Source organism: Bradyrhizobium sp. McL0616 (assembly GCF_049993385.1).
GTDB lineage: Bacteria > Pseudomonadota > Alphaproteobacteria > Rhizobiales > Xanthobacteraceae > Bradyrhizobium.
Map to the genome: position 1 here is coordinate 2,857,100 of NZ_CP188255.1, position 19,549 is coordinate 2,876,648.

At 63.9% G+C, this 19,549-nt stretch carries 15 protein-coding genes; 10 read left to right on the forward strand and 5 right to left on the reverse strand.

Annotated elements, in window-relative coordinates:
- The first annotated feature begins 174 nt into the window (after nt 1-174).
- Nucleotides 175-981, forward strand: coding sequence for an SDR family NAD(P)-dependent oxidoreductase (locus tag ACPPVR_RS13565; RefSeq protein ID WP_426614708.1), 807 nt, complete (start codon nt 175-177; stop codon nt 979-981).
- A 12-nt stretch (nt 982-993) separates the two neighbouring features.
- Here the strand turns inward: ACPPVR_RS13565 and ACPPVR_RS13570 are convergent, their stop codons facing one another.
- A complete protein-coding gene (locus ACPPVR_RS13570) occupies nt 994-1,692 on the reverse strand; it encodes a molybdate ABC transporter substrate-binding protein (protein WP_426614709.1) in 699 nt (232 codons plus the stop codon).
- A 236-nt stretch (nt 1,693-1,928) separates the two neighbouring features.
- Between ACPPVR_RS13570 and ACPPVR_RS13575 the strand changes: the two genes are divergently transcribed.
- Nucleotides 1,929-4,019 carry a molybdopterin-dependent oxidoreductase gene (locus ACPPVR_RS13575; protein WP_426614710.1) on the forward strand — a complete coding sequence of 697 codons (2,091 nt, stop codon included), beginning with the start codon at nt 1,929-1,931 and terminating at the stop codon, nt 4,017-4,019.
- Nucleotides 4,020-4,154: 135 nt separating this feature from the next.
- Nucleotides 4,155-4,937, forward strand: coding sequence for an enoyl-CoA hydratase/isomerase family protein (locus ACPPVR_RS13580; RefSeq protein ID WP_426614711.1), 783 nt, complete (start codon nt 4,155-4,157; stop codon nt 4,935-4,937).
- 192 nt (nt 4,938-5,129) lie between these two features.
- Here the strand turns inward: ACPPVR_RS13580 and ACPPVR_RS13585 are convergent, their stop codons facing one another.
- From ACPPVR_RS13585 to ACPPVR_RS13595, 3 genes are all read right to left on the reverse strand, one after another.
- Nucleotides 5,130-5,558 carry a GlcG/HbpS family heme-binding protein gene (locus tag ACPPVR_RS13585; RefSeq protein ID WP_426614712.1) on the reverse strand — a complete coding sequence of 143 codons (429 nt, stop codon included), beginning with the start codon at nt 5,556-5,558 and terminating at the stop codon, nt 5,130-5,132.
- Nucleotides 5,551-8,529 (reverse strand): FAD-binding and (Fe-S)-binding domain-containing protein, encoded by a 2,979-nt coding sequence (locus tag ACPPVR_RS13590; RefSeq protein ID WP_426614713.1) that lies wholly within the window; start codon nt 8,527-8,529, stop codon nt 5,551-5,553. Before ACPPVR_RS13590 ends, ACPPVR_RS13585 begins: the two co-directional genes overlap by 8 nt.
- A 102-nt stretch (nt 8,530-8,631) precedes the next feature.
- On the reverse strand, nt 8,632-9,369 hold the full coding sequence (locus ACPPVR_RS13595; RefSeq protein ID WP_426616099.1) for a GntR family transcriptional regulator: 738 nt from the start codon (nt 9,367-9,369) through the stop codon (nt 8,632-8,634).
- A 133-nt stretch (nt 9,370-9,502) separates the two neighbouring features.
- On the opposite strand from ACPPVR_RS13595, the gene ACPPVR_RS13600 reads away from it, so the two are divergent.
- From ACPPVR_RS13600 to ACPPVR_RS13630, 7 genes are all read left to right on the forward strand, one after another.
- Nucleotides 9,503-10,705: a pyridoxal-phosphate-dependent aminotransferase family protein gene (locus ACPPVR_RS13600; protein ID WP_426614714.1), complete on the forward strand. Its 1,203-nt coding sequence runs from the start codon at nt 9,503-9,505 to the stop codon at nt 10,703-10,705.
- Between the two features lie 52 nt (nt 10,706-10,757).
- Nucleotides 10,758-12,041, forward strand: coding sequence for an MFS transporter (locus ACPPVR_RS13605; protein ID WP_426614715.1), 1,284 nt, complete (start codon nt 10,758-10,760; stop codon nt 12,039-12,041).
- A gap of 117 nt (nt 12,042-12,158) precedes the next feature.
- Entirely contained in the window at nt 12,159-13,358 is a 1,200-nt protein-coding gene (locus ACPPVR_RS13610; RefSeq protein WP_426614716.1) for a pyridoxal-phosphate-dependent aminotransferase family protein, read from the forward strand.
- Between the two features lie 28 nt (nt 13,359-13,386).
- Nucleotides 13,387-14,184 (forward strand): enoyl-CoA hydratase/isomerase family protein, encoded by a 798-nt coding sequence (locus tag ACPPVR_RS13615; RefSeq protein WP_426614717.1) that lies wholly within the window; start codon nt 13,387-13,389, stop codon nt 14,182-14,184.
- Between the two features lie 303 nt (nt 14,185-14,487).
- Nucleotides 14,488-15,462: a Bug family tripartite tricarboxylate transporter substrate binding protein gene (locus tag ACPPVR_RS13620; protein WP_426614718.1), complete on the forward strand. Its 975-nt coding sequence runs from the start codon at nt 14,488-14,490 to the stop codon at nt 15,460-15,462.
- Nucleotides 15,463-15,523: 61 nt separating this feature from the next.
- Nucleotides 15,524-16,066 (forward strand): tripartite tricarboxylate transporter TctB family protein, encoded by a 543-nt coding sequence (locus ACPPVR_RS13625; RefSeq protein ID WP_426614719.1) that lies wholly within the window; start codon nt 15,524-15,526, stop codon nt 16,064-16,066.
- Between the two features lie 10 nt (nt 16,067-16,076).
- Nucleotides 16,077-17,594: a tripartite tricarboxylate transporter permease gene (locus tag ACPPVR_RS13630; RefSeq protein WP_426614720.1), complete on the forward strand. Its 1,518-nt coding sequence runs from the start codon at nt 16,077-16,079 to the stop codon at nt 17,592-17,594.
- An 86-nt stretch (nt 17,595-17,680) separates the two neighbouring features.
- On the opposite strand, the gene ACPPVR_RS13635 is transcribed toward ACPPVR_RS13630, so the two are convergent.
- Nucleotides 17,681-18,874, reverse strand: coding sequence for a CaiB/BaiF CoA transferase family protein (locus ACPPVR_RS13635; protein WP_426614721.1), 1,194 nt, complete (start codon nt 18,872-18,874; stop codon nt 17,681-17,683).
- Nucleotides 18,875-19,549 lie beyond the last annotated feature (675 nt).

Sequence of the window (19,549 nt, forward strand, 5' to 3'; positions counted from 1 at the left end):
GCCTTCCTAGGGTCGCGTAGAGGGGCGAGTCCAAGTTGAAGGGGGTATCGATCGATACCGAATTTGGATTGATGAAGCGATCGCGAGGGCCGCCAACACTCCAATTGCTTTGTCTTCGCAGGCGAGGATGAGTGCGCTACGACTCGACTTCGAAAACATTGGAAGGACGTGACCGTGACGGACTATCGCAAGCTCTTTGATCTCACCGGCAAGACTGCGGTCGTGCTTGGTGCCGCATCGGGCATCGGCAAATCGTCGGCCGAGGCGCTGGCCGGGCTTGGCGCCCGCGTTGTCTGCGCCGATCGCGCGCTTGATGCGGCAGAAGTGACCGCCGCGGGCATCCGGGACAATGGCGGCTGGGCGGAAGCGGCCGCGTGCGATGCTGCGAGCGCCGAGGATGTCACCGCGTTGGCCGCGACCGTGATGCAGAAATTTTCGCGACTCGACATCGCCGTGACGACGCCCGGGCTCAACATCCGCAAGACCATCCTCGACTACACCGAGGAAGATCTCGACCGCGTCATCACCCTCAACGTCAAGGGCACGGTCTGGTTCTTCCAGGCGTTCGGCCGCATCATGGTCGAGCAGAAAGGCGGCAGCATCATCGCCTGCTCCTCGGTGCGTGCCGTGACCATCGAGCCCGGCCTCGCCGTGTATGGCTCGACCAAGGCAGCGATCGGCCTGCTGGTGAAGGGTTTTGCGTCCGAGGTCGGCCGCTCCGGCGTTCGCGTCAACGCGATCGCGCCGAGCATTGCCGAGACCGCGCTGACCGGCCCATTCAAGCAACGCCCTGATATCTACAATCTCTACGCCGGCCACACTGTGTTCAACCGCTGGAGCAGCGCCGACGAGGTTGCGACCGCGGTCGCCTATCTCGCCTCGGATGCCGCCAGCTATGTTAGCGGCAGCACGCTGTTCGTGGACGGCGGCTGGACCGCCGTCGATGGCCCGCCGACCGGTCTCACCCAGTTGAACAAATAGGGCCATCCGCATCTAGCCGGCAAAGCCCACGCGCTGACGCAACTCTCTCTGGGCTGCGCCGGCCAACAAGGCGACCAGCGCGGCGGCCTCTGCCGGATGTGAAGCCCGCGTGGTCACGCCGGCCGTGTACATCGTGACCAGCTCGCACCCCGGCGGCAGCGATCCGGACAGCGTGATGCCGTCAGTGGCGATGATCTCGGTGGCCTGCGTGCAGCCGATCGGCCGTTGTGCGGTGGAGGCCGCGAGTTCACCCATCGCAGTCGCGCCATCTGAAAAAATCTTGAGGCGGGATGCGACCTCATAGGCGATGCCGAGCTGATCCAGGACTTTGGCAACGTGCCTGCCCGCGGTCGAAGCCTTGATGTCCGGGACGAAGATCGCATCTGCCGCTCGCAGCACCTCGCGCAAGTCCGCGTCGGTCTTGACCGTCACCCTGGGGTCACGGCGGCGAACCGCCAGTGCGGTTTCGACCCGGCCGACATCCGCGATCGAAGAGAGGGTAACGAGTTTCTCCTCGGCGAGCTTTGCGACCAGCGCCTGCGTGAGGATCACGAGATCGGCCGGCGCCCCCGCGCGCAACTTGTCCGCCATCGCGCCGACCGCGCTGAATTCGCCATCGATCGCAAACCCGGTCTGAGCCTTGAAGGCCTCCGCAAGACCGCGAACGAGGCCTTGCGCTGCGCCTCCGCTGAGGATGTTTACGGTGTCCACGATGCTGCCTCCCCGATGTCATTCTTGTTGGCCGGCACTGTAACGGCAGGCCCCATGGACTGTCGACGCCTCACAAAGTCGACCCGGGCCGGAATATCAGGTCGCTTTCGGTGTGATTGTGCGGCCTTTCGCGACTGCGGCAGGAACTGGCGGCGCGCAGGACTTGAGCAAATCGCATGGGCATTGGCGGATAAATGCGCTCGGCTGGCTAGTATTTTGATGTTACGAATTTGGCCATGAACCAGCATGCCAAGATCGAGATCCGTCACTCCACCTGTCCGCATGATTGCCCATCGGCCTGCGCCCTCGATATCGAAGTGGTCGAAGGCCGCAGCATCGGGCGTGTCCGCGGCTCGAAGAAGCAGACCTATACGGCCGGGGTGGTTTGCGCCAAGGTCGCCCGCTATGCCGAGCGTATCCATCACCCCGAACGGTTGATGTATCCGATGCGCCGGACCGGGCCGAAAGGCTCCGGGCAGTTTGCGCGCATTTCCTGGGACGAGGCACTGGACGAGATCGGGCATCGCTTCAACCAGGCCGAGCGCGAATTCGGCGCGGAATCGATCTGGCCTTATTACTACGCCGGCACGATGGGGCTGGTGATGCGTGACGGCCTCAATCGCCTCACGCATGTGAAGAAATATTCGCGTTTCTATTCGACCATCTGCGCCAACATCGCGCGCGTCGGCTATGCGATCGGCACCGGCAGGATCGCCGGCGTCGATCCGCGCGAGATGGCGCTCTCCGACCTCGTCGTGATCTGGGGCACCAATCCCGTCAACACGCAGGTCAACGTGATGACGCACGCTGCGCGCGCCCGCAAGGAGCGCGGCGCCAAGATTGCGGCTGTCGACGTCTACGACAACGACACCATGAAGCAGGCTGACATCAAGATCATCCTGCGCCCCGGCACCGACGGCGCCTTCGCCTGCGGCGTCATGCACGTCCTGTTCCGCGACGGTTATGCCGACCGCGCCTACATGGACAAGTACACGGACTGCCCGGCCGAGCTCGAGGCGCATCTCGAAACGCGCACGCCGGAATGGGCGTCTGCGATCTGCGGCGTGCCGGTGTCCGAAATCGAGGCGTTTGCCAAGCTTGTGGGCGAGACTCAACGGACTTTCTTCCGTCTCGGCTACGGCTTCACCCGCTCCCGCAACGGCGCGACGCAGATGCATGCCGCGCTGTGCATTCCCGCGGTGACCGGTGCCTGGCAATATGAAGGCGGCGGCGCCTTCTTCAACAATTACGCACTGTGGCACTTCAACGAATCCATCATCGAAGGCCACGACACGATCGACAAGACGACACGCGCGCTCGACCAGTCGCAGATCGGCCGCATCCTTACCGGCGATGTGGACGCGTTGCACGGCAAGGGCCCGATCAAGGCGATGCTGATCCAGAACACCAATCCGATGACGGTGGCGCCGGAGCAGGCGCTGGTGCGCCAGGGCTTTGCGCGGGAGGATCTGTTCGTTGCAGTGCACGAGCAGTTCATGACCGAGACGGCGCAGATGGCCGACATCGTGCTGCCGGCGACAATGTTCATGGAGCACGACGACCTCTATTACGGCGGCGGCCACCAGCACATCTCGGTCGGCCCCAAGCTGATCGATTCGCCCGGTGAATGCCGCTCAAACCATCAGGTTCTGCAAGCGCTGGCACCCCGCCTTGATGCCAAGCATCCGGGCTTCGAGATGACCCCGCGCGAATTGATCGACGCGACATTGAAGCTGAGCGACCATGGCGACATCGCAGGCCTCGAGGCCGACATCTGGCGCGACCTGCAACCGGACTTCCGCACCGCGCATTATCTCGATGGCTTCGCCCACGCCGACAAGAAATTCCATTTCAAGGCCGACTGGGCGAATCCGCCGTTTGGCTTGATGATGGGCGAGTTCGACAAGATGCCGTCGCTGCCGGACCATTGGGCCGTGATCGAGCATGCCGATCAGGCTCATCCGTTCCGGCTTGCGACGAGCCCCTCGCGCAGCTTCCTCAACACCACCTTCAACGAGACGCCGTCCTCGCAGGCGCGCGAGGGCAAGGCGAGCGTGATGATCCATCCGATGGATGCGGCCTCGCTCGACATCGCGAACGGCGACGTCGTAACGCTCGGCAATACGCGCGGCGAGACCACCCTGGTCGCAACGCTGTTCGAGGGCGTGCGGCGCGGCGTGCTGATCGCAGAGTCCGTTCATCCGAACAAGGACCATATCGGCGGACGCGGCATCAACATGCTGACGGGCGCCGAAGCCGTTGCGCCGATCGGCGGGGCCGCGTTCCACGACAACAAGGTCTGGATCAGGAAAGCGGTCGCGGCCTGAGGCGCGCTCGCGCTTTGATCGTCTGCGCATTTGTGTCGAGGCGCTAAAGCCGCGCCTCGCCGCAGATTGCGCTTGCACCTCGCGCCCGAGCTGCCGCAAATGGCTGCAAAACGGGAGCAAGGAAGCGAGCGTGCCATGACCGACACCACAAGCGTCATCACCGAGAAGCGCGGGCAGGCGTTCTGGATCACCATCAACCGGCCGGAGAAGCGCAACGCGCTCAACGGCGAGGTGATTGCCGGCATCACAAAGGGCTATCGCGACGCGCATGACGACAAGGATGTCCGCGTCATCGTGCTGACGGGCGCGGGCGACAAGGCGTTCTGCGCCGGAGCGGACTTGCAGAATTCCGGAGCGGCTTTCGCGATGGACCATTCCAGGCCAAATGTCGACTACGCCGATCTGTTGCGCTTGTCGCAGAACGCGACGAAGCCGGCGATTGCGCGCGTCGGCGGCGTCTGCATGGCCGGCGGCATGGGCCTGCTCTGCATGACCGACATGGCGGTTGCGGCCGATCACGTCATCTTCGGCCTGCCGGAGGTGAAGGTCGGCGTGTTCCCGATGCAGGTGCTGAGCTTGCTGCAGACCATCGCGCCGCCGCGCCTCGTCAACGAATGGGCGCTGACGGGTGAGCCGTTCGATGCGAAGGCCGCGCAAGCGGCCGGGCTCCTCAACTACGCGGTGCCCACAGCCGAACTCGACACTAAAATCGACTGGCTGATCGGCCGCATCATCGACAAGTCGCCGACCGCAATCCGCCGCGGCAAATACGCGATGCGCGCCATCGCCTCGATGTCGTTCGACGAAAGCATTGCCTACACTGAAAGCCAGATCGCGCTGCTCGCGATGACGGAGGATGCCAAGGAGGGGCTAAAGGCGTTCGGTGAGAAGCGCAAGCCGGTGTGGACGGGTAGGTGAGGGGTTGTGTTGTGACACTGCTGGACCCGTCATCCTGAGGTACGGTGCTTGCGCCAATCTCCTCGTCATTGCAAGCGTAGCGAAGCAATCCAGAGTCTTTCCGCAGCAGCAGCCTGGATTGCTTTGCAATGACGGAACGTGGTGAAGCGCCATCCTCAAATTCACGTGTCAAACAGTAGACACGCCTGCGAGCTAGCCCGCGTTGGGCTTCAGCCCCGCAGCCTGAATGCCCGCCACAGCACAAGCCTCGTCATTGTCGGAGGTGTCGCCGGATACGCCCACAGCACCGAGCAGCGTGGTGCCGTCCTGGATCAGCACGCCGCCGGGGACCGGCACCAGCGCGCCTTTTGCAATCGTGTTCACGGCGTCGATGAAATAGGCCTGCTCCTGGGCGCGCTGGTACAGCGCGCGCGAGCCCATGCCCAAGGCGAGCGCGCCATAGGCCTTGCCGTGGGCAATCTCGGCGCGCATTAGGCTGGTGCCGTCCTGCGCGGCGGCGAGCTTGAGCACGCCGCGTGCGTCCAGAATAGTGACGACGAGCGGCTTGAGCTTCAGCTCAGTCGCCTTCGCGAAAGCGGCGTCGAGAATCTTGCGGGCGGTGTCGAGGGTCAGTTCAGCCATGGCTGGGTTCCTTTGCAATGTAAGTGGTTGTCGATTGGGTTTCGGCGCGATCGAGGCTCATCGCCAGGACGCGCGCGACGTGCAACGCCTCGCGCTGCGCGCCATCGTGGATCTGGTGCCGGCAGGAGGTGCCGTCGGCAACGACGAGCGTCGCCTGGTCTGCGCGGCGCACGGCCGGCAGCAGCGAGAGTTCTGCCATCTCGATCGAGGCATCGTAAGTGTCGGCGCCATAGCCGAAGGCGCCGGCCATGCCGCAGCAGCTGGATTCGATGGTCTCGACCTCAAGGCCAGGCACCAGCCGCAGCACCTGCTCGACCGGTTTGAAGGCGCCGAAGGATTTTTGATGGCAATGGCCGTGGACAACAGCCTTGTCGGCGACAGCGCCGAGCGGCAGTTGCAGCCGGCCGGTCTCGGCCTCGCGCACCAGAAACTCCTCGAAGGTCAGCGCGTGTGCGCCGACCGCCTTGGCGTCATCGTCCTTGCGCAGCGAGGCAAGCTCGTCGCGCAGCGTCAGCAGGCAGCTTGGCTCGAGACCGACGATAGGCACGCCGCGCGCGGCAAAGGGCGCGAAGGCCGCGACAAGCCGGTCGAGCTCGGTCTTGGCTTCGTCGACAAGGCCAGCTGAAAGGAATGTGCGGCCGCAGCAGAGGGGGCGGCTGCCGCTCGCCGGCTTCGGCAGATGCACACGATAGCCGCCGGCCGCGAGCACACGCAACGCTGCCTCGAGATTCTCGCGCTCGTAGATGCGATTAAAAGTGTCGGCGAACAGCACGACCTCGCGGCCGGCCTCTGGACCAACTGCTTCCGCAGGCGGCACAAACACGTCGCTGCGGAAGGTCGGCAGGGCGCGGCGTGCGCTGATACCTGCAAAGCGCTCGAACAGCTTTCGCAGCAGCGGGCTGCGGTTGCGCAAATTGGCCAGCGGCGCGAAGCGGACGGCAAGGTCGGCGTAGCGCGGGAGGTAGCCGACGAGCCGATCACGCAGCGTCAGGCCGTGAGATGCGACGCGCGCGGCGAGCACTTCGATCTTCATCTTGGCCATGTCGACGCCGGTCGGGCATTCGTGGCGGCAGGCCTTGCAGGAGACGCAGAGCTTGAGCGTTTCCATCATCTCGTCGGAAGACAACGCGTCGGGGCCGAGCTGACCTGAGATCGCGAGCCGCAGCGTGTTGGCGCGCCCTCGCGTGACGTCCTTCTCGTTGCGCGTCGCGCGATAGGACGGGCACATTACGCCGCCCTCGAGCTTGCGGCAGGCGCCGTTGTTGTTGCACATCTCGACCGCGCCCTGGAAACCGCCACCGGCACCGGGATAAGCCGACCAATCGAGCTTCGTCGTCAGCTCGCCAATGCGATAGTCCGGCCGGTAGCGGAATAACGAGCGATCGTCCATCTTCGGCGCATCGACGATCTTGCCGGGATTGAGGACGCCTTCGGGATCGAAGCGGCTCTTCACCTCCTTGAAGTCGGCAACGAGGCGCTCGCCGAACATCGTGGCATGAAATTCCGAGCGCACAAGGCCGTCGCCATGCTCGCCGGAATGCGAGCCCTTGTATTCGCGCACCATGGCGAAGGCTTCTTCGGCGATCGCGCGCATCGCCTTGACGTCTTTCTCCAGCTTCAAATTCAGCACCGGGCGCACATGCAGGCAGCCCTCGGAGGCATGTGCGTACATCGTGCCGCTGGTGCCGTGCTTGGCAAACACCTCGCTCAGCCGCGCCGTGTAGTCGGCGAGATGCGGCAGCGGCACGGCGCAGTCCTCGACGAAGGAGACCGGCTTGCCCTCCTGCTTCATCGACATCATGACGTTGAGGCCGGCAGCGCGGAAATCGGCAATGCCGCCCTGGAGCGCCGGCTCGGTGATCTCGACCACGCCGCCCCATTTGCGCTTGTCGTTATTCCAGCCGAAGCCGAGATCGGCCATCAGCTCGCCGAGCTGCTTCAGGCGTTGCAGATTGTCGGCTTGGTCTTCCTCGGCGAACTCGACAACCAGAATGGCATCCGGATCGCCCTTGATCGCCGCATTGATGATCGGCTTGAACATCGCGATGTCACGGCCGAGCGCGAGCATGGTGCGGTCGACCAGCTCGACAGCGATGGGCTTAAGTTTTACGAGATGCTGGGCCGCATCCATCGCCTCGTAGAAGCTGCCGAAATGGCAGACACCGAGCGCCTTGTTGCGGATGACGGGCCACAGCTTCAGCTCGACCTTGGTGGTGAAGGCGAGGGTGCCTTCCGAGCCGACGAGCAGATGCGCCATGTTGTTGCGCGCATTGCGCGGCGTGAGCGCATCGAGATTGTAGCCGCCGACGCGGCGCTGCACTTGTGGAAAGCGCGCCGCGATCTCCTCGGCTTCGCGCGCGCCGAGATCAAGCATGTCGCGGAACAGGCTGCGCGCGTTGTCGCTCGCTCCGATATCGGAGAGATCGCGCGACACCTCGCCGAAGCGGCTCTGCGTACCGTCCGCAAGGACCGCCTCCATCGACAGCGTGTTGTCGCGCATGGTGCCGTAGCGCAGCGAGCGGCCGCCGCAGGAATTGTTGCCGGCCATGCCGCCGATGGTGGCGCGCGACGCCGTGGAGACGTCGACCGGAAACCACAGGCCGTGTTTCTTGAGCTGGCGGTTGAGATCGTCGAGCACGATGCCCGGCTCGACTACGCAGGTCCGGTTCGCGACATCGAACGACAGGATGCGGTTGAGGTGCTTTGAGAGATCGACGACGAGGCCGTCATTGACGGTCTGGCCGCATTGCGAGGTGCCCCCGCCGCGGGGGGTGACTTTCCTGCCCTCGTCGCGGGCGATCGCCAGCGCCCGCAGCGCCTCGTCCATGGTTTTGGGCACGACCACGCCAGCCGGCATGATCTGGTAGAACGAGGCGTCAGTGGCGTAACGGCCGCGGCTAAAGCCGTCGAACAGGACGTCGCCGGTCATTTCCGCGCGCAGGCGCCGTTCGAGCGATGAGGCGTTTGTCATCCCTGGTCCCGAGTGATCCAACGGGGCCAAGCCCGATTGGAGTATTCATTCTTGTTTCTGATCGGTTATATTATGAATTCAAAATGAGCAAGCCGGCCGCCCTCAGGGCGAGGCCGGTGCGTCCTCTTGGGGCTCGGTCAGGTGCTCGATCGCGGCCGTCCGCTTGTTGCGCAGGTGCTGGAACAGAATGTCGCTCAGCTCGCTGCCTGCGCGGCGGCGCAGCGCATCGAGGATGGCCTCGTGCTCGCGCATCGCTTCCGCCCAGCGCTGCCGCTTGCGGGCGAAATTGGCGGAGTAGCGGATGCGACGGATCCGCCCCGCGAAGTTGGCGTAGGCGGCCTTCAGCGTCTCGTTGCGCGCGGCCGCGACGATGCTTTCGTGGATGCGCTGGTTGGTCTGGAAATAGCCGTGCATGTCGCGGTGCAGATAGTGGCCGTACATCTCGTAATGAAGCTGTTCGATCGCGATAATTTCCTCGTCTGTGATGGCCTCGCAGGCGAGGCGCCCGGCAAGGCTTTCCAGTCCCGCCATCACGTCGAACAGTTCCTCGAGATCGCGCTGGCTGAGTTGGCGCACGCGCGCGCCGCGGTTGGGCAGGAGCTCGATCAGCCCCTCGGCGGCGAGCACTTTTAGGGCTTCGCGCAGCGGTGTTCGGGAGATGCCGAGCATTTCGCAGAGCTGTCGCTCCGGAACGCGCGCGCCGTCGGGAATATTGCCTTCCACGACGTAGTCGCGCAGCCGCAGCAGGATCTCGCCATGAAGCGAGGCCTCCTGGCGGTCGCCGCCATTGCCGGCCGGCGGGGTGATTGGAACCCCGGTGTCGGGAATCGTGGATTTCATTTGCAGCACAGTAGTTTGCTCAGTTGGTCGCGTCGACGTCCACAATCGAATACCATTTTTCGATTGAAATGACAAAAAATGAATGCAAAATAGCCGACTGGACCGGCCAGAGTCCGTTGCCAGGGAGGTTTTCATGCATCAGGGACGCCATTTCCTCCAGATCCCGGGCCCAAGCCCGGTCCCCGAGCGCGTTTTGCGCGCCATGGACATGCCGGTGATCGACCACCGGAGCGCGGAATTCGGCGAACTTGGCCTGGCCGTGCTCGAGGGCAGCCAGAAAATCTTCCAGACAGCGGCCCCGGTCGTGATCTTCCCCTCGTCGGGGACCGGCGCCTGGGAGGCCGCGATCGTCAACACGCTGACGCCGGGCGACAAGGTGCTGATGGTCGAGACCGGCCATTTCGCCACGCTGTGGCGCCAGATGGCGAGGCGCTTCGGCATCGAGGTCGACTTCGTTCCCGGCGACTGGCGCCGCGGCGCCGATCCCGCAATGATCGAGGCAAGGCTCGCCGAGGATACTGCGCGCGCGATCAAGGCTGTCATGGTCGTGCACAACGAGACCTCGACCGGTGCGACCAGCCGCATCGCTGATATCCGCGCCGCGATCGATCGCACGGGCCACCCCGCACTGCTGATGGTCGACACCATCTCCTCGCTCGGCTCGGTCGACTATCGCCACGACGAGTGGAAGGTCGATGTTAGCGTGAGCTGCTCGCAGAAAGGCTTCATGCTGCCACCCGGTCTCGGCTTCAACGCGATCTCGGAGAAGGCCCGCACCGCGGCGAAGACCAACAAGATGCCGCGCTCTTATTTCGACTGGGAGGAGATGCTCAAGCCCAACGCAAAGGGCTTCTTCCCCTACACGCCGGCGACCAATCTGCTCTACGGCCTGCGCGAGGCGATCGCAATGCTGCTCGAAGAGGGGCTCGACAATGTCTTCGCGCGCCATCAGCGGCTCGCCGCCGCAACCCGCGCCGCCGTCAATCATTGGGGCCTCGAGGTGCTCTGCCAGGAGCCGGCCGAGTTCTCGCCGGTGCTCACCGCAGTGCTGATGCCACCGGGACATGATGCCGATCAGTTCCGCAAGATCGTGCTCGACAATTACAACATGTCGCTCGGTTCCGGCCTGTCGAAAGTTGCCGGAAAGGTCTTCCGGATCGGCCATCTCGGCGAATGCAATGCGCTGACGCTGCTTGGCGCGCTCACCGGCGTGGAGATGGGCCTGTCTGTCGCAGGCGTGCCGCACCGCTCCGGCGGCGTCGACGTCGCGATGAAGCTGTTGGAGCAGCGCCCGCAGGGCAATGCATCGCCGCATCTCAAAGTGGTCGGCACTTAATCGCGCAGGGCACACGCGGGCGACGATCATAAGAAGCGATCAGGGAGGGGTGATGGGAATTCGGTTCAAGGCCACGCATGTTGTGCTGGCTCTGCTGTGCGCGATGTATTTCATCACCTATATCGACCGGGTGAACATCGGCATTGCGGCGAGCGAGATCCAGAAGGAGCTCGGCCTCTCGAACACCCAGCTTGGCCTCGTCTTCTCTGCCTTCGCCTATCCCTATCTGTTGTTCCAGGTGATCGGCGGCTGGGTCGGTGATCATTTCGGCCCACGCAAGACGCTGTTCTGGTGCGGCATGATCTGGGCGGCCGCCACCATCATGACGGGCTTCGTGCACGGGCTCACCGCGCTGTTCCTCGTGCGCTTCGCGCTCGGTTTTGGCGAGGGCGCGACATTTCCGACCGCAACGCGCGCGATGCAATATTGGACGCCGGCGAACCGCCGCGGCTTTGCGCAAGGGCTGACGCATTCCTTCGCGCGGCTGGGCAATGCGATAACGCCGCCGGTGGTCGCGCTTCTGATCGTCTGGCTGACCTGGCGCGGGTCGTTCGTTGTGCTCGGCTTTGTGAGCCTGATCTGGGGCGTGATCTGGGTCTGGTACTTCCGCAACGAGCCGAAGGAGCACGCCTCCATCACGCAAGCAGAGCTCGCAACGCTGCCGCCGCGCCCGACCGGCGAGCGGCCGCGCGTGCCGTGGGGTCCGCTGTTCGGCCGGATGTGGCCGGTGACGCTGACCTATTTCTGCTACGGCTGGAGCCTGTGGCTGTACCTCAACTGGCTGCCGCTGTTCTTCAAGAACAACTATAATCTCGACATCAAGAACTCGGCGCTGTTCGCTTCCGGCGTGTTCTTCGCCGGCGTGGTCGGCGACAGCGTCGGCGGCGTGCTGTCGGACAAGATTCTCGACCGCACCGGCAATGTCCGCCTCGCACGGCTGAGCGTGACCGTTGCGGGATTTGCGGGGGCACTGCTCTCGCTGTTTCCGATCCTGTTCGTCCACGACATCACGATCGTCGCGCTGTGCCTGTCGGCCGGCTTCTTCTGCGCTGAGCTGGTGATCGGCCCGATGTGGTCGATCCCGATGGACATCGCCCCCAAACATTCCGGCACCGCGTCGGGAATCATGAACACCGGCTCGGCCTTCGCTGCCATCGTGTCCCCGCTGGTCGCGGGCTTCGTGATCGACGTGACCGGTAACTGGTACCTGCCGTTCCTGATGTCGATGGGGCTGCTTCTGCTCGGGGGCTTCTCCGCCTTCCTGATGCGCCCGGAACGCCCGTTCACGGAGGCCGAAGGGCGGCTTCCGTCCGGAAAGGTGGTAGCCGCGGCGTAGGGGGCGGCGGAGGTCCGCCGCTTATGCATGGGAGTCGCCCTAAGGAGAGGGGACAAGCTGGTCAAATGGTGCTATTCGGCGGCCATCAAAATCAAGGCAAGACCGGGAAGGACGCCGATGACCGTGCATACTGGAAGGCATTTTCTCCAGATTCCAGGACCGACCAATGTGCCCGACCGCGTGCTGCGGGCGATGGACATGCCGACGCTGGACCATCGCGGTCCGGAGTTCGCCGAGCTGGGTTTCGCCGTCCTGGCGTCGATGCAGCGCGTGTTCCGTACCAAGCAGCCCGTGATCATCTTCCCCTCGTCCGGCACCGGTGCCTGGGAAGCGGCGATGGTCAACGTGTTCGCGCCCGGCGACAAGGTGTTGATGTGCGAGACCGGCCAGTTCGCCGTGCTGTGGCGCGGTATCGCCGAAAAGTTCAAGCTCGATGTCGACTTCGTCCCGAGCGACTGGCGCCATGGCGCCGACCTCGCCGAGATTGAGCAGCGCCTTGTCGCCGACAAGCAGCATACGATCAAGGCGGTCTGCGTCGTGCACAACGAGACCTCGACCGGTTGCGTGACCCCGCCGCTCGAGGTGCGTAAGCTGCTCGACCACGTCAAGCATCCGGCGCTGCTGATGGTCGACACCATCTCCGGCCTCGGCTCGATTGAATATGAGCACGATGCCTGGGGCATCGACGTTTCGGTCGCTGGCTCCCAGAAGGGCCTGATGCTTCCGCCCGGCCTCGGCTTCAATGCCGTCTCGGAGAAGGCGCTCGCGGTCGCCAAGACCAATCCGGGCATGCGATCCTATTGGGATTGGCAGGAGGTCATCACTTTCAACAAGCTCGGCACTTTCCCCTATACGCCCGCGACCAATTTGCTCTACGGCCTGCGCGAAGCGGTCAAGATGCTGGAGGAGGAAGGCCTCGAGAACGCGTGGTCCCGACACAAGCGCCACAGCGCGGCGACACGCGCGGCGGTCAAGGTCTGGGGCCTGGAGACGCAGTGCGCCGATCCTGCCGCGCATTCGCCGGCGCTGACCGGCGTGCGCGTGCCCGAGGGCCACGACGCCGACCACTTTCGCAAGGTGGTGCTGGAAAACTTCGACATGTCGCTCGGCACTGGCCTGAACAAGGTCAAGGGCAAGGTGTTCCGCATCGGCCATATCGGGCATTTCAACGATCTGATGCTGATGGGCACGCTCGCCGGCGTCGAGATGGGCCTGGATCTTGCAAAGATTCCGCACCGGAGCGGCGGCGTGTTGGCGGCCATGGACGTCCTGAAGGGACGCGACGTGGTGCCGATGGCCAAGGCAGCCGTTGCCTGAACTAACCTAGAGAAGAAGTGAGCGCGCGATGAACGCACCGACGACTGCTAACGAAGACCTGCTCTACTCCGTCCAGGACGGCATCGCGCGGATCACCTTCAACCGCCCCCAGGCCCGCAACGCACTGACCTTTGCCATGTATGAGCGCATGGCGGAGATCTGTACCGAGATCAACGGTGACCGTTCGATCAAGGCGCTGATCGTGACCGGCGCCGGCGACAAGGCGTTCGCGTCGGGCACCGACATTTCCCAGTTCCGTGCGTTCAAGACTGCGCAGGATGCGCTCGACTACGAAGCACGGATCGACCGTGTGCTCGGCACGCTCGAGCAGTGCCGTGTGCCCGTGATCGCGGCCATCGCCGGTGCCTGCACCGGCGGCGGCGCCGGCATTGCCGCCTGCTGCGACCTCCGCATCGGAACCGAAGCCACCCGCATCGGCTTTCCGATTGCGCGCACACTCGGCAACTGCCTGTCGATGTCGAACATCAGCCGCGTCGTCTCGCTGGTCGGTCCCGCCCGCACCAAGGATATGATCTTCAAGGCGCGTCTGGTCGAGGCACCGGAAGCGCTCGCGCTTGGCCTGCTCACCGAAATCGTGCCCGACGTCGAGACGCTGCAAACTCGCGCGGACGAGACCGCAAAGCTCGTCGCAAGCCACGCGCCACTGACGCTGGAAGCAACCAAGGAAGCGGTGCGCCGCATCCGCCGCACGCTGTCGCGTGAAGAGGGCGAGGATCTGATCCTGAAAGCCTATATGAGCGAAGATTTCCGCGAGGGCATGGACGCCTTCCTCAACAAGCGCACGCCGAACTGGAAGGGCAAGTAGGGCCTCGCGCGCCGCTCGCTGCCCTGCGACGCAGTACGGGGTCGTGCGCGGCGTATTCGGTTATAGCTTCTCATACTGTTGTGCCGTTCGGCTTCTTATGGCGGGGCCCTGAAATGGCAATCGTCTTGCGGGCCGGGCGCGCTTGCAATCGATCTCATTCCAAAGTCATAAGCGGTGCGACGTTGGGCAGCTTGAACTGGCCGGCGTTCGCCCGCACAATGCAATTCGCCTTTGGCTTTGGCGAATTACCAATCCGAACAAGAACATAAGCAAGAACTGGGGAAGATGCGCGTGGGACATGGAATGAAGGCCGCGATGGCGCTGGCGGCCACACTTTGCGGCACGCCGGCTTTTGCCGGCTGGGAGCCGACCAAACCCGTCGAGATCGTGGTGGCGGCGGGCGCGGGCGGCGCGTCCGACCAGATGGCGCGGATGATGCAGGCCGCGATCCAGAAGAACAATTTGATGAAGCAGCCGATCGTGGTCTCGCTCAAGGGCGGCGCCTCTGGCGCGGAAGCGCTGATGTACATGAAGTCCAGCGACGGCGATCCGAACAAGGTGCTGATCGCCTATTCGCTGATCTACATGCTGCCGCTGTCGGCCAAGATTCCGTTCAACTGGCGCGAGCTGACTCCGGTCTCGGTGATCGCGCTCGACCAGTTCGTGCTGTGGGACAACAGCGCCGGTCCGAAGACGGTGAAAGAATTCGTCGAGGCCGCGAAGGCCGCAAGCGCCCCGTTCAAGATGGGCGGCACCGGTTCCAAGCGCGAGGATCACGTGTTGACCGTCTTCCTCGAGCAGAAGACCGGCGCAAAATTCTCCTATCTGCCCTACAAGTCCGGCGGTGAGGCCGCGACCCAGCTGGTCGGCAACCACACCGAATCCAACGTCAACAATCCGAGCGAAAATCTCGAAGTCTGGCGCGCAGGCCAGGTGCGCCCGCTCTGCGTGTTCGACAAGGAGCGCATCTCTTACACCAGCAAGGTGACGGACACGGAGTCCTGGGCCGACATCCCGACCTGCAAGGAGGAGGGCGTCGACGTCCAGTATCTGATGCTGCGCGCGATGTTCCTGCCCGGCAAGGTCACGCCGGAGCAGCAGACGTTCTATGTCGAGCTGTTCCATAAGGTGACGCAGACCATCGAGTACAGGGACTACATGGAGAAGCAGGCGCTGAAGCCGATCTTCCTCACCGGCAAGGATATGGTGCAGTTCCTCGAGGAGGACGACGCGCAGAACAAGTCGCTGATGACGGAGGCAGGTTTCGTCGCGAGGTAGACTCTCGTCTTCGTTCTTACGGTGCGAGGGAGAATTGATTGCACTCCGTCCCTAACAGAGCATGTCCCAAACCAATCTTGAAATCGTCGTCGACGATCCCACTGCGCCTGAAGAGCACTCGCCCGCCGTGGCGAACTCCGGCACGGTCGAGATCGTCGTCTGCCTCCTGCTGCTCGCGCTGGCCGCAATCCTCGGCTATGACAATTGGCGCACCGGCGCCTCCTGGGATTCGACCGGGCCCGAGCCCGGCTATTTTCCGTTCTATCTCTCCATCATTCTCGGCGGGGGCAGCCTCTATGGCCTGGTTACCGCATTCCTCGCGCGTGGTGCAACGCCCGAGACCTTCGTTACGCGCGCGCAGGCGCGCCGCGTGTTGGCGGTGTTCGTGCCGACACTGTTGTTTTGTCTGGTGACGCAGTTCCTCGGCCTCTATGTCGCGAGCTTTTTCCTGATCGCCGGCTTCATGCGCCTGATCGGCAAGATCGCGCTGTGGAAGTCGTTGCTCACGGCGTTCCTGTTCACGGCGATCATGTTCATCACCTTCGACATCGCCTTCGACGTCATCATGCCGAAGGGACCGCTCGAAGCGGCCTTCGGCTACTAGGCGGGCTCTGATGGAAGCGTTTGGTCTCTTGCTTCACGGCTTCGCCGTTCTGCTGACATGGAAGACGCTGGTACTGATGATGGTCGGGCTGGTGCTCGGCATCTTCGTCGGCGTTCTGCCCGGGCTAGGCGGTCCCAACGGCGTCGCGATCCTGCTGCCGCTCACCTTCACGATGGATCCGACCTCGGCGATCGTGATGCTGTCCTGCATCTATTGGGGCGCGCTGTTCGGCGGCGCCATCACCTCGATCCTGTTCAACATCCCCGGCGAGGCCTGGTCGGTCGCGACCACCTTCGACGGCTATCCGATGGCGCAGCAGGGCCGGGCGGCGGAGGCGCTGACCGCGGCGTTCACGTCCTCCTTCATCGGCTCGCTGGTCGCGGTGCTCCTGATCACCTTCCTTGCGCCGATGATCTCGTCCTTTGCGCTGAAGTTCGGCCCACCCGAGTTCTTCGCGGTCTATCTGTTGACCTTCTGCTCCTTCGTCGGTCTTGGGCGCGAGGCCAAGCACAAGACTGTGATCTCGATGTCGCTGGGGCTGTTGCTCGCAGGCATAGGCATGGACACGGTGTCGGGCCAGCTGCGCATGACCTTCGGCTCGTCCGAGCTCTTGCGCGGCATCAACTTCCTCGTCGCCGTCATCGGCCTGTTCGGCATCAGCGAGATCCTGCTGACGATGGAGGAGCGGCTGGCGCTGCGTGGACATGCCGCGAGCATCTCGCTCCGCGTCGTGCTGAACGTGTGGAAGGACCTGCCGAAATACTGGGTGACGCTGCTGCGCTCGTCCTTCATCGGCTGCTGGCTCGGCATCACCCCGGGCGGCGCGATCGCAGCATCCTTCATGGGCTATAACCTCGCCAAGCGTTTCGCCAAGGATCCCGAGAGTTTTGGCAAGGGCCGCATCGAAGGCGTGTTCGCGCCGGAAACGGCGGCGCATGCCTCCGGTACCGCGGCGCTGCTGCCGATGTTGGCGCTCGGCATTCCCGGCTCCGGCACCGCTGCGATCCTGCTTGGCGGGTTGATGGTGTGGGGGCTCAATCCGGGCCCGCTGCTGTTCGTCGAGCACAAGGATTTCGTCTGGGGCCTGATCGCCTCGATGTATCTCGGCAATGTCGTCGGCCTCGTGCTGGTGCTGACCACGGTGCCGATCTTCGCCTCGATCCTGCGCGTGCCGTTCGCTGCGGTGGCACCGATGATCGTGGTGTCCTGCGCGATCGGTGCCTATGCGATCCAGAACGCGATGTTCGACATCTGGCTGATGCTCGGCTTCGGCATCGTCGGTTACGTCTTCAAGAAGATCGGCATTCCCTTGGCGCCGTTTACGCTCGCTCTCGTGCTCGGCAACCGCGCCGAGGATGCCTTCCGCCTCTCGATGATCGGCTCCGGCGGCGACCTCAAGGTGTTCTGGTCGAACGGTTTGGTCGGCTCGATCACGACGCTGGCCATCCTGCTGCTTTTCTGGCCGGTGATCGACGTCCTGCTCGGCCGCGTCGGGCGGACGCAGCGGGCGAAACCCGAGTCGCGCTAACCCCAGGCGTCTATTCGCGTTAGCAATTCAAGATCGTGGCCCAGCCGAAATGGCCGGGCCTTTCGTTGCGGAAGCCTCGCGCGTTCTCACACCACCTTGGCGTCGCGAAGCCTGGCGATCTCGTCGGCGCCGAAGCCGAACTCTTTCAGCACCTCATCGGTCTGCTCGCCGAACTCTGGCGGGCGCGCCACCATCTTGCTCGGCGTGCGCGACAGCGTGACGGGCTGGCCGACCAGGCGGATGTGGCGGTCCTCGTCGTTCGGCACGTCCTTGGCGATGCCGAGATGCTTGACCTGCGCGTCCTCGAACATCTGGTCGATTGCGTAGATCGGTCCGCATGGCACGCCGGCGTCGTTGAACTCCCGGACCCAGGTCTCGGTCGACTTCGTCAGGGTGCGCTCCTCGATCCTGGCGTTGAGCGCGTCGCGATTTTTGGAGCGGGCAGGTGCGGTCGCATAATCGGGGTGGCTGTAGAGCTCGGGCGCGCCGATGGCCTGCGCGCAGCGCTCCCAGATCCGCCCACCCGTGGTGGCGATGTTGATATAGCCGTCAGAGGTCTTGAACACGCCGGTCGGGATGCTGGTCGGGTGGTTGTTGCCGGCCTGCTTGGCGACCTCCTTCTCCATCAGCCAGCGCGCGGCCTGGAAGTCGAGCATGAAGATCTGCGCCTGCAGCAGCGAGGTCTGCACCCACTGTCCCTTGCCGGAGACCTCGCGCTCAAGCAGGGCGGTGAGGATGCCCATGGCGCAGAACAGGCCGGCCGTGAGGTCGGCAACGGGAATGCCGACCCGCATCGGGCCTTCGCCCGGCGCGCCGGTGATCGACATCAGCCCGCCCATGCCCTGTGCGATCTGATCGAAGCCCGGCCGCTTGTGATAGGGCCCGTCCTGGCCAAAGCCCGAGATGCTGCCATAGACGATGCGCGGGTTGATCTCGCGCAGGCTCTCATAGTCGATGCCGAGCTTCTTTTTCACGTCGGGCCGAAAATTCTCGACCACGACGTCGGCCTTGGTGGCGAGGCGCTTGAACACGGCAAGCCCGCGTTCGTCCTTCAGGTTCAGCGTCATCGCGCGCTTGTTGCGGTGCAAGTTCTGGAAGTCGGACCCGCGCCGCGGCCCGCCTGGCTGCTCGCCGCCGGCATCCTCGGTGAGCGCGTCGACCTTGATGACGTTGGCGCCCCAGTCGGCGAGCTGGCGCACGCAGGTGGGTCCGGAGCGGACACGGGTCAGATCGAGCACGGTGAAGCGCGACAGGGCTTCCGAGGCATGCGGAAAGGGCATTTTGATAGGCTCCAGGACAGATTGCGCGCCTACCATAGTGCCGAAAGATCATGCGGCAAGTCCGGCCCGGCGCAGATGCCGCCTTTCGAAATGCAATGCCTGACGCGGTTTGCCCCGTGGAGTGAGGAGATCAGCGCGAGAGGCGCTTCAGCTCGCGCGCGCCTTCTTCCGCCAGCGGATCGTCCGTGCCGTGCGATGAAGAGCTCGAAAGTCTCCGGCGTCCTTTTTCCACCGGCAAGCTCAGTCCCTCGACAACGGCTCACCGGCGGTGGCAAGGACACATCATTGGGGACCCCGGCACGGACACCGCAGTGTTGGCCAGCCGAACGTCCAGGACAACTTCGTGCTGTACCAGATGGATAACCCTCAATCCGCCGGCGGCGCGGTCTGGACGGATCACGCTGCTCTCCTCACGAATTCGCCTCGGCGTTGGCAGCCAAAAACCAGGAACTGGCGGCTACAGCGGACGTGGCGGGCGCTCACTTCACGTTTGACAACCTGCCCCATGTCTCGCAGCACAATTTGGCGACTATCATTTGTTCGATCGAAAGACCGCCCCAACCGCCTATGGATTCTTCGACATCCGTCGACTAATCTTGCTGCCTATGCAGGGAGCGGGTGGGTAATGGAGACCCTTAATATGTGTGATCGGGGGCTTCGCCGTGCAGTTTTGCG